Here is a 14,082-nt window from a genome sequence, read left to right on the forward strand (position 1 = left end):
TGTTGCCGGAATAGCCCAGCTTGAGCAGCGCCATTTGGAACACTTCACGCGCGTCGTCGGTCAGCAGCAGGCGGCCCTTGTACTGCGGCTGCCACAGATCAGCCCAGGCGGTAACGGTAGAGGGATCCTGCGCGTCGCTGTTAACGCCGATGGCGGTGGCGCCCCAGATGTAAGGGATGGAGTAGTCGTTATTAGGATCGAACGGCTTGTTCAGCAGGGCAGGATCGAGATCCTTGAAGTGGCTGAGCTTGCTCTTGTCGATTTTTTGCAGCATGCCTTCCTTGCTCATCTTGGCGATGAAGTAAGTGGAAGGCACCACCAGATCGTACGCGCCGTCCTTATAAGTCTTCAGCTTGGCGTACATGCTTTCGTTGGATTCATAGGTGGAATAAATCACCTTGATGCCGGTTTCCTTGGTGAACTGCTCCAGCAGCCCCGGCGGGACGTATTCAGTCCAGTTATAGAAATACAGCGTTTTGCCGTCAGAGGCGTTTGCAGAGCAGAGACTCAGCGCCATCATCCCGGCTGCGAGCAGATGTGACCACTTTTTCATGCAGCGTGTCCTTCAGCAGTAGTGAGCCGAACCCGTATGTGCAGCCGCTTGCGCGCTGCGCCATACCCCAGAAAGGGGCCATTATAGGGGCCGGGGCGGGGTGGGTAAAGGCGGTTATCCCAGCGGCAAATCAGCGGGTTAACCGAGCCTGGGCGATAAAAAACGGCCGCTGTCATATCACTGCGGCCAATAAAATAGGCGGGCGCCGCAGCGCCCGGCGGGCAGGGCTACTCGGCCTTGGGCGAGCGATCGCGCATCACCCACTGGCTGGCGATCACCAGCACCAGCGACAGCAGCAGCAAAATGGTGGCCAGCGCATTGACCTCCGGCGAGACGCCGACTTTCACCATTGAGTAGATCTTCAGCGGCAAGATCTCGTAGCTCGGCCCGGTGACGAAGGAGGAGACAACCACGTCGTCCATCGACAGGGTGAAGCTCAGCAGCCAGCCGGCCGCCACCGCCGGCATCGCCAGCGGCAGGATGATCTTGCGCAGAATGGTGAACTCGCTTGCGCCGAGATCGCGCGCGGCTTCCAGCATCTTCACGTCGAACCCTTTCAGGCGCGCGTAGACGGTCACCACCACGAACGGCAGGCAGAAGGTGATGTGTGAGAACAGCAGCGACCAGAAACCGAGCGAAATGCCCAGCAGCATGAACAGCACCAGCAGCGAGATAGCCATCACGATATCCGGTGACATCATCACCACGAACAGCATGCCGCCAACGAACGGTTTGCCGCGGAAGCGGTAGCGGTACAGCGCCACCGCGGTCAGCGAGCCGATCAGCGTGGCGAAGGTGGCGGAGAGCACCGCCATGGTCAGCGAGTGGCCCGCGGCCTGCAGCAGGCTGTCGTTGTTGAGCAGCGTGCTGTACCACTTGGTGGTGGCTCCTTGCCAACTGATGCCGAAGCGCGAGGCGTTGAAGGAGTTGACGATCAGGATGACGATCGGGATATACAGATAGGCGTATACCAGCGTCATAAAGCCGCCGCGCAGCAGACGACCGATCATGCCAGATCCTCCTTCTTGTTCAGCAGGCGGGCGGCCCGGTAGTAGACCAGCAACAGCAGCCCCATCACCAGCGTCAGGCAGATGCTGGTGGCCGCGCCGAACGGCCAATCGCGGATATTGAGGAACTGGCTTTTTATCACGTTGCCGATCAGCAGGTTTTTCGCGCCGCCCATCAGATCGGCGACGAAGAACAGCCCCATCGCCGGCAGCACCACCAGCAGGCAACCGGCGATAATGCCCGGCATGGTCAGCGGTATGATGATGCGGAGAAAGGTCTGCAGCTTGCTGGCACCGAGATCGCGCGCCGCCTCCAGGCAGGACTTATCGAGTTTTTCGATACTGGAGTAGAGCGGCATCACCATAAACGGCAGCAGGATATACACCAGGCCGAGGATCACCGCTTCCGAGGTGTACATGATGCGCAGCGGCTTGTCGATGATGCCGATCCACAGCAGGGCGTCGTTGAGGTAGCCGCGGGTGCTGAGAAACAGCTTCAGGCCGTAGATGCGGATCAGCGAGTTGGTCCAGAAGGGCACGATCAGCAGAAACAGCAGCAGCGGCCGCATCTTCTGCGGCAACCGCGCCAGGATAAAGGCGAACGGGTAGCCGATCGCCAGGCAGCACAGGGTGGCGATCAGCGCCATGTTCAGCGAGTGCAGCAGCACCTGAGCGTACAACGGATCGAACAAGCGCCGATAGTTGTCCAGCGTGAACACCATCTGTACCAGGTTGGCGTCGTCGCGGGTCAGGAAGCTGGTAGCGATGATCATCAGGTTCGGCATGAACACGAACAACAGCAGCCAGGCGACGACGCCGACGATCACCACATTCTGGAAGACTTTACGCGATTTCTTCATCGGCCAGCACCACCTCCCAGCTTTCAACCCAGGTCACCGCCATCTTCTGATTGAGCGAGTGATCGACGTCCGGATCGTCTTCGTTGAAGAACTCGCTGACCATCACCGTCTTGCCGCTCTCCAGCTCGACCACCGACTCCAGCGTCATGCCTTTATAGTTGCGCTCGCGCACGTAACCGATCAGCCCGTCGTGCTGCGCGCTGTCGTTCACTTCTTCTACTCGCAGATCCTCCGGGCGCAGCAGCACCTTCAGCTTTTGGCCCGGCTCCACCGGCAGATCGGCATAGATGTCGCACTCGCGGCCTTCGACGTTGGCACGCACCCGCTGCGGATCGAGACGCTGTAAGACCCGCGCGTCGAAGATGTTGATCTCGCCGATAAAGCTGGCGACGAACAGGTTTTTCGGCTCTTCGTAGATCTCACGCGGCGTGCCGTCCTGCTCGATGCGGCCTTCGCGCATCACCACGATGCGGTCTGACATGGTCAGCGCTTCTTCCTGATCGTGGGTGACGAACACGAAGGTAATGCCCAGCTTGCGTTGCAGCGCCTTCAGTTCGTTCTGCATCTGTTTGCGCAGCTTGTAGTCCAGCGCCGACAGCGATTCGTCCAGCAGCAGCACCTTCGGTTTGTTGACCACCGCGCGGGCGATGGCCACGCGCTGCTGTTGGCCGCCGGAGAGCTGGCCCGGCCGCCGTTGTGCGAAGGCATCCAGCTGCACCATGCGCAGCGCCTCTTCGACGCGCGGCGTCAGCTCGGCCGCCGGCACCTTTTGCATGCGCAGGCCGAAGGCGACGTTGTCGAACACCGACATATGCGGAAACAGGGCATAGCTCTGAAACACGGTGTTGACGTGGCGATGTTCGGCCGGGATGGCGGTGATGTCCTGGCCGTCGAGCACGATGCGGCCCCGATCGGCGTCTTCCAGCCCGGCGATCAGGCGCAGCACCGTGGTTTTGCCACAGCCGGAAGGGCCGAGAATGGTGAGGAATTCGCCGTGGTTAATCGTCAGATCGAGATCGGCAATGATGTTTTTGCCATCGAACGCTTTGCTCAAAGCATGCAGTTCAACAAGGGGTGTCAGAGAGGATGTCTCAGTCATTTATCGTATTACTCTATCCCGTGGGCTAATGCAGATAGAACCGCAACTGGAAAAGACTGCCGGAGCTTGCGGGAACGCCCGCTGTTCAAATGAAGCTCAAACCAGTTGCGCCAATGGAAATTTTTCGAGCGCGCATGATAGACGCTGAATGCCGGAATTGAAAGCCGATCCGGCCCAGATGCCGCGTTTTTCATCATGATAGCGACAAATGACCCTGTGATGACAGTGTTATTTCCCTCAGAAATCATCACAAAGATTAATGATATTGGCGAATTCTGGTTAAAAATGACCTGACGCAATATTTGATCCTGATCGGTTCCGCATAATGAAACGCGATATTCTGAGGGGCCGCTACCATGGACAAATTACTTGACCGCTTTTTCAACTACGTCTCTTTCGACACCCAGTCCAAAGCAAACGTAAAGCATGTGCCGAGCACCGACGGGCAGTTGAAGCTGGCGCGTGCGTTGCAGCAGGAAATGATCGCGCTCGGCTTCGAGCGGGTGTCGCTCAGCGAACACGGCTGCGTGATGGGCACCTGGCCGGGCAACGTCGCCTGGCCGGTGCCGGCGGTCGGCTTTATCGCCCATCTGGATACCTCGCCGGATTTCAGCGGCAAGCATGTCAATCCGCAGATCGTCGAGAACTACCGCGGCGGCGACATCGCGCTGGGCATCGGCGATGAGGTGCTGTCGCCGGTGATGTTCCCGATCCTGCACCAGATGCTGGGGCAGACCCTGATCACCACCGACGGCAAAACGTTGCTGGGTGCCGACGACAAGGCCGGCATCGCCGAGATCCTCACCGCCATGGTGCGTCTGCGCGCGCGCAAAATCCCGCACGGCGACATTCGCGTGGCCTTTACCCCGGATGAAGAGGTAGGCAAGGGGGCTCGGTTGTTCGACGTGGCGGCCTTCAATGCCGAATGGGCTTATACCGTGGACGGTGGCGGCGTCGGTGAGCTGGAGTGCGAGAACTTCAACGCCGCCTCGGTGACGATCAAAATCCTCGGCAACAGCGTGCACCCCGGCAGCGCCAAGGGCGTGATGGTCAACGCGCTGTCGCTGGCCACCCGCATTCATCAGGCGCTGCCGGCGGACGAAACGCCGGAGACCACCGAAGGCTACCAGGGCTTTTATCATCTCAGCAGCATCAAGGGCAGCGTAGAGCGCGCCGAAATGCACTATATACTGCGCGACTTCGAGCGCGAGGGATTCGAGGCACGCAAGCGCAAGATGGTGGACATCGCCCGCGAGGTCGGCAAAGGCTTGCCGCGCGATTGCTATATCGAAGTGAGCATCGAAGACAGCTATTACAACATGCGCGAGCAGGTGGCGGAGCACCCGCACGTGATTGCGCTGGCGCAGCAGGCGATGCGCGACTGCGACATCGAACCGGTGATGAAGCCGATCCGCGGCGGCACCGACGGCGCGCAGCTGTCGTTCCGCGGCCTGCCGTGCCCGAACCTGTTCACCGGCGGCTACAACTACCACGGCAAGCACGAGTTCGTAACGCTGGAGGGCATGGAGCAAGCGGTGGCGGTGATCATGCGCATCGCGGCGCTGGCCGCAGAGCGGGCGCGGTAAACACCTTTGTTCCCCGGCCGGCTCATGCCGGCCCGGATTCCCTTTTCTGCTACGCCCGCCGTTCTCTTATCGTTCCCTGCCTCATTGTTGTCCCCTTCACCACACAACCCGCGGTGAGGGAATCCCGTTATCCATCGAGATAGAGTGCTGGTTATGCATACAGGTTTGCTGTGTGCTTAACCGGTTTTACAGCTTCGGTGCGGTGAGCCCAGTGGTCTGGCAATTCTGGGGGAATGAGCGCTGTTAACCGCCATCAAACAGGACGTAAGAGGGTAACAATCATGGCAGAAGAAAAGAAAAATGCTCAGGTGATTAACGGTGTTAACGAAGATATCTCCGAACTGAAATCACTGTCTACACTGCGCCAACGTGTGGTCAGCGACGGTGAGATCGTCTCCAAATCGGCCAACGGTTTTCGGCTGGCAAATGGCAATACCGGCGTGATGCTGCGTAATGATGGACGCGATTTTTATGCGCTGACGACGACCGGTGGCCAGGCGCTTAACGGTCAATGGAACACGCTGCGGCCGTTCTCTTTCAACCTGGCTTCCGGCAGGGTTGCCCTGCGCAACGGGGTGGATATTTCCGGCGGAGCGATGGTTTCGCACAACGCAGGTATCTCCACCTCGACCACCGGCCCGACCCCGCTTATCAATGGACAAATTTATAATTCGTCCCCTGTTGAGAGCAAGTTCACCAGCGGCGACAAGACCTCAACGATGCTGATGGGCTCACGGTTTGTAGGCAATGAACAGGATTACGGTCTGCTTTCCTATCGTGACATGAAAGGCAACTGGAACGAACTCCAGGTCAGAGCCAACGCTGAGCTTTCTGTCGGGCAGTTGGTCAAACGGAACCCCGGTGGCTGGATTGTTGCAACGGGAAACCAGGCAATACAGAACAACACCGTTCGTGTCACTAACGCGCTGCAAATTCAGGGGGCAGGAAATTTGTATGTGAATATGACCCACATTGAACGAATTGGTCAACACCACGAGGTTGTTCTTCAGGTCACCAATCAGGGCAGTGAAGGTTGGTATGCATTCCGCAATAACGGTCATGCCTACACCAATGGTGCATGGAACAGCAGCTCCGACGCCCGCATGAAAACGGACATTACCCAAATTGACGGCGCATTGGACAAGCTGGCCAATATCGGCGGCTACACCTACCTCAAACAGGGCGTGCCGGAAGCCGGGGTGATCGCTCAGGAAGTGGAGAGCGTATTGCCACAGTCGGTCACCCAGACCGAATTGAAGCTCAACGACGGCAGCGTGTTGCAAGATGCTCGCAGCATCAATATCAACGGCGTGGTGGCGCTGCTGGTCGAGGCGCTGAAGGAAGAGCGCTCACTTCGAGATGCCGAGCGCGAAGCATTTGAAGCTCGATTGGTTGCTTTGGAAAAAGCGATTGCGAACGCCTGATTAATAAAATTTTTTGTAGGTTGCGCAGAGTATTAATCGATGGTGCTGCTGGTAATAAGCACTTAAGAATTTACTCTGCTGCCGAATAACGAAATAAAGGACTGACATATGAGTGGCGGAGACGGAAAAGACAGCCGTGGCCCAACTGGCGGTGTTAAAGGTGGGGCTTCAGACCAGGGGCCCAATGTAGGGCAGGGTGGATCTATGGATACACATATTCCCGGCATGGGGGATGTGCATATCGATGGAGTACACAGTTTAAATCCCGGTAAAGATAACAGTACCAACTGGGATGGTGGTAAAGGGAACGGTAACGGCGGCAGGGACAGTAGCAGCAGTGGAGATTCCCAAGGAGCGGCAATACGGCGACAGGTTAACGCTATCAAAAATGATCCTAAAGTTAGTAATATCCTGAAGGAGTTACAAAAAAAAGTACGCGCGGTTACACCTTATGCAAAAGTAGCTTTGAAAAGTGTGGAGGCTGACGGAAAAATACAGGTGCAGGTTGGTGAAATTCGTACAACCGATGAAGCCGCCGTCAGTAAGGCTATTACCTCTGTCTCACAAGTTAAAAATGTACTTGGCGTGGGAGTGCCTGCTCAAGGCGGAATCGTGTTCGCTGGTAATATCGATACCAATCATAGAATCGGTAATTATCAGAACGTACCCAACGGGAACAATAATGGTAACAATTCTACCGCTGAAGATAAGGTGTCATTAGCCACCTATTCCGAGGTGCTTAATGGAAAAATCCCACCGGGTTTCTGGCTTGATAATAATAGGGTGATGACTGAAATTACGGAACGGTATGAGATCAACGGCGGCGGAAAAGGGAGCGATCGCACAGGTTACCGGCAACGTAATGTCGAAGTGCCTTCTTTGACCTCGGCCTACCAACAATTTAAACAGGTAGAACGAGAAGTGGCCGAGGAGGCTCGTAAGGCTGAAGAGGCCCGCAAAGCCGAAGAGGCTCGAAAAGCAGAAGAGGCCCGCAGAGCCGAAGAAGCTCGCAAGGCTGAAGAGGCTCGCAAAGCAGAAGAAGCCCGCAAGGCTGAAGAGGCCCGCAAGGCGGAAGCCGCAAGAAAAGCGTTGTTCGCCAAAGCGGGGATTCTGGATGCTCCGGCGTACACCCCGGAAAAGCTAAAAGCGGCCAATGCTGCGCTGGCTGCTGCAGGTGCCATGGTGCTTAACCGTGCGCCTGCGATGCTGCAGACGTCGATGGTCGGGCAAGGTGTGATGACGACCACGAGCGAACTGGCCGGTTGGTCAGCGAGCGCGTCGTGGCGGGCGGCCTACGAAGTTGGCAGTATACGCGCCGGCACCGCAGTCGCCGCCGGAGCGGTACTGGGCGCTTTTGCCCTCGGCTTCTACCCGACGGAGGCCGGAGCCGGGAGTGCTCAGGTGCCTGGGCGGGATGTCAATCTGTTTGCCCTCCAGGCGAGCCTGGCGGCGGGCATGACGACCATCCAGCCTGGCATGACCTCGGTCGATTTGCCGGTGCGCGGGTTTATCACCACCGACGACGATGGGAGACAGAGCGTCAACTTCGTCAGGACGGGCGTTGGAGGCGTATCGCCGAGCGTGCCGGTATTCAGACCCGTTCGTGATGAGCTGACGGGGCTGGACAAAATCACGCTGCCGGCGGTGGCGGGCGCGCCGGCCAGAACGATACTGATCAACCCGGTACCTACCGGGCCGGCAGCGCCGGCGCATACCGGCAACGGCTCACCGGGGCCCAAATCGCCAGTGCATACCGGCACCGGCATCAGGCAGGCGGACAGCATCGTGGTCACCACCTTCCCGGCGGATGTGGTGCAGGATCTGCAAGACTTTATCCTGTGGCAGCCGGATGCGACGGAGATCGGTGTAGAGGCCATCTATGTAATGGTGAGCAAGCCCTATGGTGAAACCAACGCCAGGGGCAAGTACAGTGGCCGTGAATACAACACCAATAAAGCAGGGGGCCCCATCCAGAATCTGGATTGGAAAGGAACCAGCATCGACCGTGCCGGCGTGGATAAGGTGAAGCTGCATACTGGGCGTTTTGAACAGACCCCGGAAAACCAAGTGATGATTGACCGTTTGGATAAAATTTTGAAGGGGGAGCTACAACCTACTGACACTGATAGGCGATTTTATACTCATGAAATCAGAGAGTTGGAGAGGTACAGGAATCTTGGCATAAAAGATGGTGAGGTTCCGCACAGTGTTCAAGAACAGAAGGCCGTATGGAATAATACACATACTGCTACGCTTGAAGACTATAGAATAAATGAAAAAGAACAGGCACTTTATACAGATGGGGCCCTACAAGCCGCATATGAACAGGAGCTGAAAGATGCTATGGGAGGGAAGAAATAATGCCTTTAAAAGATATCGTTAAAAATGAAAGTGTAGAAGATGTGCTAACTTTTTTGGGGCCGACCTCTGATTACCGTAAATTGGATCGTCTATATACCTATAATCGCTTTGATGCAATTTCCAGCGGGGAACTCTCTTCTACTTACGATGCATTATTCCAGAAAGGGGTGCTTCAAGATAAAAATGGAAAAGTAGTTAAAGGCCCCAATTGGAAAGAACCGAAATTCGTAACCGAGAAAAAATACGGTATCGAATAGCCGTGGTTATGGTCTGATTCGTGCATTTTTAACCCCCCGCAAACGAAATTTTGTTGGGGGTTTTCTTTTTGGCTGGTGGGGGCTCCATAACGCGATCCTCTTGCCGGGTGGCTAAAGTAGCGGCGCCCGCTCTTTTTGTCGCTTAGGCTAACGTGCGGATACTGTAGTTAAAATGGGACGCTTGCGATCGGCATAATCGCTTGCCGCAACAAGGCGTTATGCATAGTGTGGAAGCCCATTCCCCACGCATAAGGACCGCATGATGAGCACCGAATACCGTATCGCCAGCCCGCATTTGGCGCAGTTCGTTCAGGCGATTTGGCGCCAGGCCGGCAGCACGGCACGTGAAGCCGAGCTGGTGGCCGATCATCTGGTGCAGGCCAATCTGGCCGGGCACGACTCGCACGGCGTCGGCATGATCCCCAGCTACATGGCGTCGTTGGCGCAGGGGCAATTACAGCTCAATCAGCACGCCGAAGTGGTGCGTGACGCCGGTGCGGTGCTGACGCTCGACGGTGCGCGTGGCTTCGGTCAGGTGGTGGCCAGCGAAGCGATGGCGCTGGGCATTGAACGCGCCGGCAAGCTGGGCCTGGCGGCGGTAGCGCTGCACAACGCGCACCATATCGGCCGCATCGGCCATTGGGCGGAGCAGTGTGCCCGCGCCGGTTTCATTTCGATTCACTTCGTCAACGTGGTGGGTGATCCGATGGTGGCGCCGTTCGGCGGCAGCGATCGCCGCTTCGGCACCAACCCGTTCTGCGCCATTTTCCCGCGGCCGGGCCGCACGCCGCTGCTGTTGGATTTTGCCACCAGCGGCATCGCCTTCGGCAAGACACGGGTGGCCTATAACAAAGGGTTGTCGGTGGCGCCGGGCTATCTGATCGACGAACACGGGCAGCCGACCACCGAACCGAAGGTGATGCACGAAGCGCCGTTCGGTTCGCTGCTGCCGTTCGGCTTGCACAAAGGTTATGCGCTGGCGGCGATGTGCGAGATCCTCGGCGGCGCGCTCTCCGGCGGCCGCACCACCCACGCCGCCACGCTGAAAGCCGACAGCGACGCCATCTTCAACTGCATGACGACCCTGATCCTCGATCCTCAGGCCTTCGACGCGCCGCAAATGCAGGCCGAGGCCGAAGCGTTTATCGGCTGGGTCAAGGCGTCGCCGCCGAGCGGCGAACAGCCGATCGCCGTCCCGGGAGAGTGGGAAGAGGCCAACCGCGCGGCGCGGCTGGAGCAGGGCATCCCGATCGATGCCACGACCTGGCGGCAGATTTGCGCGGCGGCGGAGCAGGCGGGCATGGCGGCGGGGGAACTGGCGGATTACCGCGCACAGGCGCGTCAGGCATAAAAAAAGCCACCCGACAGGGTGGCTTGTTCGCGTGACGGCAATCAGTCGTTAAAGTACCAATACCCGCTGTTGACCAGCGCGGTCAGCAGCGCCAGGAACGACGGGTCGTCCACCGCGTCGCCGAGCAGGGCAGCGTCGACGCTGAAGTTCTGGCACAGAGCGTCTGCGGCCTGCAGTTGGTCGGTGTCGATCAGCTCGCCGTTGACGAAGCAGCGATCGCCGACGCGCAGCACGCGCAACCCGCCCAGGCGCTGCAGCGCTTCACCCTGTTGCAGCAGTTCGTAGATTTCCCCGGCCTGATACGGCGGTTCCGGCGGCGCCAGATCCAGCTCGTGGCGCGACTGGGAGATAAACTCGCCGAACCAGTGCTGGAAGTGTTCCGGCTGTTGCACCAGATCCAGCATCATCTGCCGTAAGGCGTCCACTTCCTGCGGCAGGATCTCCGCCGGGTGTTCGCGCAGTTTAACGTCCGGATCGCCGTAGCGCTTGCTGCCCAGCTCGCGCGCCAGCACGTAGTCGGCGAAGCCGCTCACCAGCTCACGGCCGTTCGGCGCGCGGAAGCCCACCGAATAGTTGAGCGCGTTTTCCAGCGCATAACCTTCATGCGGGAAGCCCGGCGGAATATAGAGAATGTCGCCCGGTTCCATCTCTTCGTCGATGATGGCGTCGAATGGCTCTACCTGCAGCAGATCCGGGTGCGGGCAGTGCTGTTTCAGCGGCGTTTTTTCCCCGACGCGCCAGCGGCGGCGGCCGGTGCCCTGAATAATGAACACGTCGTACTGATCGAGATGCGGGCCGACGCCGCCGCCCGGTACCGAGAAGGAGATCATCAGGTCATCCATCCGCCAGTCCGGCAGTTGGCGGAACGGGCGCATCAGCGCGGCGGAAGGCTCATGCCAGTGATCCACTGCCTGCACCAGCAGCGACCAGTTGTTTTCGCTCAGGTGGTCGAAGCTCTCGAAGGGGCCGTGCGCGACCTGCCAACGGCCGTCCTGGTGGCTGACCAGGCGGCTGTCCACTTCGTTTTCCATCGCCAGCCCGGCCAGCTCATCCGGGGAGATCGGATCGATAAAGTTTTTGAAGCCGCGCTTCAGAATCACCGGACGCTTTTGCCAATAACGTTGCAAAAAATCGTTCCAGTCCAGGTCTAATTGATAATCCATGTTCTATTCCAGGAGAGAGGAGTGAGCCTGAGTGCGATTATAACGGAAGTTTGGCCCCGTGGATCGGGGCCGCAGAGGCATAATTTACTCGTTGTGGTGGGTGTCATGCTGGCGGGCGAAGGTGACCTGCATACGCGCGCCGCCGAGCGGGCTGTCGCTGATGACGATTTCGCCGTCATACTGCTCGATGATCTCCGCCGCCACCGACAGGCCTAGGCCCTGGCCGGGGCGCAGGGTATCCACCCGCTGGCCGCGCTGGAAGATCAGCTGGCGCTTGCTTTCCGGGATCCCCGGGCCGTCGTCGTCGATGACGATGGTGAGGTTTTTCTCGGAGTGCAGCGAGGTGATCTCCACGAACTCCAGGCAGTATTTGCAGGCGTTTTCCAACACGTTGCCCATCACTTCCATAAAGTCGTTCTTCTCGCCCATAAAGGTCACTTCCGGCGAGATATCCAGCGTGATCACCACCCCTTTGCGCTGATAAACCTTGTTCAGCGCCACCACCAGGCTGTCGAGCAGCGCCGGCACCGAGTGGATCTCGCGCGTTAGCACCGTCTGGCCGGAGTTGATGCTGGCCCGGTGCAGGTAGTAACCGATCTGCTGCGAGATACGCCCGATCTGATCCAGCATGATTGGCTCGGCTTCTTCGATGGTGGTCTGCTTGCCGCTGCGCAGCGAGCGCAGGGTACTTTGCAGCACCGCCAGCGGCGTTTTCAGGCTGTGGGTCAGATCCGACAGGGTGGTGCGATACTTGGTGTAACGCTGGCGCTCGTTGCGCACCAGAATGTTCAAATTACGCACCAGCCCGCGCAGCTCGCTGGGCGGGTTCTCATCCAACTGATCGCGCTCGCCGTTCTCCAGCTCGCCCACCTGATTGACCAGCGCCTTGATCGGCCGCAGGCTCCAGTAGGCCGCCAGCCACAGCAGCGGCACCACCAGCAGCAGGTTGGCCAACAGCACGTAGCTGAACCACTCCCACACCACGTCGGATCGCTGCAGCTCCTGCGGAATGCTGTCGACCACCACGATGGTCAGCGCCGGTAGCCGAGGCGTGGCGGCATAGGTGTTGACCGCCACCGAGTGGGTCAGTGCGTTCTGATCGGTATCGTCGTAATTTTTCAGCTGGTTTTGCGCTTTGGGGTTGTCCCCCAGCACTTCGCTACTGACGCGGGTGTCGGTATCGATTTCGTAGAAGCCGGACTCCTCCAGCCACTCCTTGTTGATCAGCTTCTCCAGCTCCGGCACTTTGCGCTGGCTCCACAGTAGGTTGCCTTTATCGTCGTAGATAAATACCAGCGTAGGGAAGTTGAGATCGATATCGGGGGGAATGGCGATGGTGAGCTTGTTGTCCTTCCACTGCGCGAGGCTGAAGAACAGGTTGCTCTCGCCGCGCAGCAGGCGGAAGGCGGTCTTGTCGAAGCTGACGATATAGCCGACGACCGCCACCAAACCGTAAGAGAGCGACAGCGCCAGGATCACCCCGGCGGTCGCCATCAGGAAACGGGCGCGCAGCGAAAACGGTTTTTTATCCTTTTTGAACATTATGTTCACTTCGCGTCAAAACGATAGCCCTGGCCACGCACCGTGGTGATCACTTCATGCGGGTATTCCGCCTGCACCTTTTTACGCAAGCGGCCCATCAGCACGTCGATGGTGTGGCTTTCGCGCAGTTCGGCATCCGGGTAAAGTTGCAGCATCAACGAATCCTTGCTGACCACCTTGCCGGCGTTGCGGATCAGGGTCTCGATGATGGTGTATTCAAAAGCGGTCAGCTTGATCTGCTGATCGTTGACGCTCAGTTCGCGGCGTGACAGATCGATCTGGAACGGCGGCAGTACGATCACCTGCGAAGCCAGACCGCTGTTGCGGCGCATCAGTGCCTGCATGCGGGCGATGACCTCTTCGAGGTGGAACGGTTTGGTGACATAGTCGTCGGCACCGGCTTCCAGCACTGCCACTTTGTCCTGCCAGCTTTCGCGGGCGGTCAGCACCAGGATCGGCAGCTTGGTCTGGTGCGCACGCCAGCGGCGGATCAGGCTCAGGCCATCTTCGCCCGGCAGGCCGAGATCGACGATGGCGATATCCGGCGCATGTTCCTGCAGGAAATAATCGGCTTCCTTGGCGTCTTCGGCCGCGTCGACCTGATGACCCATCTCACGCATCTGAACGGAAAGGTGGTGGCGCAGCAAACCATTGTCTTCAACAACCAGTACTCGCATGGCGAACTCCTGTGACTATGCGGGTGAACGTCCTGTCACCCACGCGATAAAAGGGGACACGCTCTGCGGCGTGTCAGGGGATAGCGCGGCCACCTGAACCCTATTGGCAAAAAATGCTTAGGCTATGGTAGGTATAACCCGCCCGGCCCGCAAGAGAGCCGGAGCAATGTATGAAAATAAGCGCTATCAATTTGTTCGCCGA

The 14,082-nt window shown here is 58.4% G+C and carries 13 protein-coding genes; 5 read left to right on the forward strand and 8 right to left on the reverse strand.

Going from position 1 to position 14,082, the window contains the following annotated elements; genetic code table 11:
- The 5 genes from BHU62_RS19995 to BHU62_RS25060 form a co-directional block, all read right to left on the reverse strand.
- Positions 1–553: extracellular solute-binding protein (locus BHU62_RS19995; protein WP_139282304.1), on the reverse strand; the 553-nt coding region annotated here is incomplete at its 3' end.
- Between the two features lie 227 nt (positions 554–780).
- A complete protein-coding gene (gene potC, locus BHU62_RS20000; protein ID WP_047727722.1) occupies positions 781–1,563 on the reverse strand; it encodes a spermidine/putrescine ABC transporter permease PotC in 783 nt (260 codons plus the stop codon).
- Positions 1,560–2,420 (reverse strand): spermidine/putrescine ABC transporter permease PotB, encoded by an 861-nt coding sequence (gene potB / locus BHU62_RS20005; RefSeq protein ID WP_073533900.1) that lies wholly within the window; start codon positions 2,418–2,420, stop codon positions 1,560–1,562. The genes potC and potB overlap by 4 nt, the downstream gene beginning before the upstream one ends.
- Entirely contained in the window at positions 2,404–3,519 is a 1,116-nt protein-coding gene (gene potA, locus BHU62_RS20010; RefSeq protein WP_073533901.1) for a spermidine/putrescine ABC transporter ATP-binding protein PotA, read from the reverse strand. The genes potB and potA overlap by 17 nt, the downstream gene beginning before the upstream one ends.
- An 8-nt stretch (positions 3,520–3,527) precedes the next feature.
- On the reverse strand, positions 3,528–3,818 hold the full coding sequence (locus BHU62_RS25060) for a hypothetical protein (RefSeq protein WP_139282305.1): 291 nt from the start codon (positions 3,816–3,818) through the stop codon (positions 3,528–3,530).
- Positions 3,819–3,875: 57 nt separating this feature from the next.
- Here BHU62_RS25060 and pepT point away from each other — a divergent pair, with 57 nt between their 5' ends.
- From pepT to BHU62_RS20035, 5 genes are all read left to right on the forward strand, one after another.
- A complete protein-coding gene (pepT, locus tag BHU62_RS20015) occupies positions 3,876–5,105 on the forward strand; it encodes a peptidase T (protein ID WP_073533902.1) in 1,230 nt (409 codons plus the stop codon).
- 281 nt (positions 5,106–5,386) lie between these two features.
- Complete coding sequence (locus BHU62_RS20020; protein WP_073533905.1) at positions 5,387–6,529, forward strand: tail fiber domain-containing protein; 1,143 nt, start codon at positions 5,387–5,389, stop codon at positions 6,527–6,529.
- Positions 6,530–6,733: 204 nt separating this feature from the next.
- Positions 6,734–8,890, forward strand: a complete 2,157-nt coding sequence (locus tag BHU62_RS25325) for an S-type pyocin domain-containing protein (protein ID WP_236720691.1) — start codon at positions 6,734–6,736, stop codon at positions 8,888–8,890.
- Positions 8,890–9,147, forward strand: coding sequence for an immunity protein (locus BHU62_RS20030; protein WP_073533908.1), 258 nt, complete (start codon positions 8,890–8,892; stop codon positions 9,145–9,147). The genes BHU62_RS25325 and BHU62_RS20030 overlap by 1 nt, the downstream gene beginning before the upstream one ends.
- 262 nt (positions 9,148–9,409) lie before the next feature.
- Positions 9,410–10,498: a malate/lactate/ureidoglycolate dehydrogenase gene (locus BHU62_RS20035; protein ID WP_073534009.1), complete on the forward strand. Its 1,089-nt coding sequence runs from the start codon at positions 9,410–9,412 to the stop codon at positions 10,496–10,498.
- A gap of 41 nt (positions 10,499–10,539) precedes the next feature.
- Here the strand turns inward: BHU62_RS20035 and BHU62_RS20040 are convergent, their stop codons facing one another.
- The 3 genes from BHU62_RS20040 to phoP all read right to left on the reverse strand — a co-directional run bounded on the left by BHU62_RS20040 (position 10,540) and on the right by phoP (position 13,880).
- Positions 10,540–11,661 (reverse strand): cupin domain-containing protein, encoded by a 1,122-nt coding sequence (locus BHU62_RS20040; protein WP_033638200.1) that lies wholly within the window; start codon positions 11,659–11,661, stop codon positions 10,540–10,542.
- Positions 11,662–11,745: 84 nt separating this feature from the next.
- Entirely contained in the window at positions 11,746–13,203 is a 1,458-nt protein-coding gene (phoQ, locus tag BHU62_RS20045; RefSeq protein ID WP_073533912.1) for a two-component system sensor histidine kinase PhoQ, read from the reverse strand.
- Between the two features lie 5 nt (positions 13,204–13,208).
- Positions 13,209–13,880, reverse strand: a complete 672-nt coding sequence (gene phoP, locus BHU62_RS20050) for a two-component system response regulator PhoP (protein ID WP_004941169.1) — start codon at positions 13,878–13,880, stop codon at positions 13,209–13,211.
- Positions 13,881–14,082: the final 202 nt, after the last annotated feature.

The sequence above is a fragment of the Serratia marcescens genome, from assembly GCF_001902635.1.
Classification (GTDB): domain Bacteria; phylum Pseudomonadota; class Gammaproteobacteria; order Enterobacterales; family Enterobacteriaceae; genus Serratia; species Serratia marcescens_F.

Bases quoted from the DNA above. Each gene is read 5' to 3' on its own strand.
- potA (WP_073533901.1), bottom strand. From the start codon at position 3,519: ATGACTGAGACATCCTCTCTGACACCCCTTGTTGAACTGCATGCTTTG.
- BHU62_RS25325 (WP_236720691.1), top strand. From the start codon at position 6,734: ATGGATACACATATTCCCGGCATGGGGGATGTGCATATCGATGGAGTA.
- BHU62_RS20030 (WP_073533908.1), top strand. From the start codon at position 8,890: ATGCCTTTAAAAGATATCGTTAAAAATGAAAGTGTAGAAGATGTGCTA.
- phoQ (WP_073533912.1), bottom strand. From the start codon at position 13,203: ATGTTCAAAAAGGATAAAAAACCGTTTTCGCTGCGCGCCCGTTTCCTG.
- phoP (WP_004941169.1), bottom strand. From the start codon at position 13,880: ATGCGAGTACTGGTTGTTGAAGACAATGGTTTGCTGCGCCACCACCTT.
- BHU62_RS20040 (WP_033638200.1), bottom strand. From the start codon at position 11,661: ATGGATTATCAATTAGACCTGGACTGGAACGATTTTTTGCAACGTTAT.
- potB (WP_073533900.1), bottom strand. From the start codon at position 2,420: ATGAAGAAATCGCGTAAAGTCTTCCAGAATGTGGTGATCGTCGGCGTC.
- BHU62_RS20020 (WP_073533905.1), top strand. From the start codon at position 5,387: ATGGCAGAAGAAAAGAAAAATGCTCAGGTGATTAACGGTGTTAACGAA.
- potC (WP_047727722.1), bottom strand. From the start codon at position 1,563: ATGATCGGTCGTCTGCTGCGCGGCGGCTTTATGACGCTGGTATACGCC.
- pepT (WP_073533902.1), top strand. From the start codon at position 3,876: ATGGACAAATTACTTGACCGCTTTTTCAACTACGTCTCTTTCGACACC.
- BHU62_RS20035 (WP_073534009.1), top strand. From the start codon at position 9,410: ATGAGCACCGAATACCGTATCGCCAGCCCGCATTTGGCGCAGTTCGTT.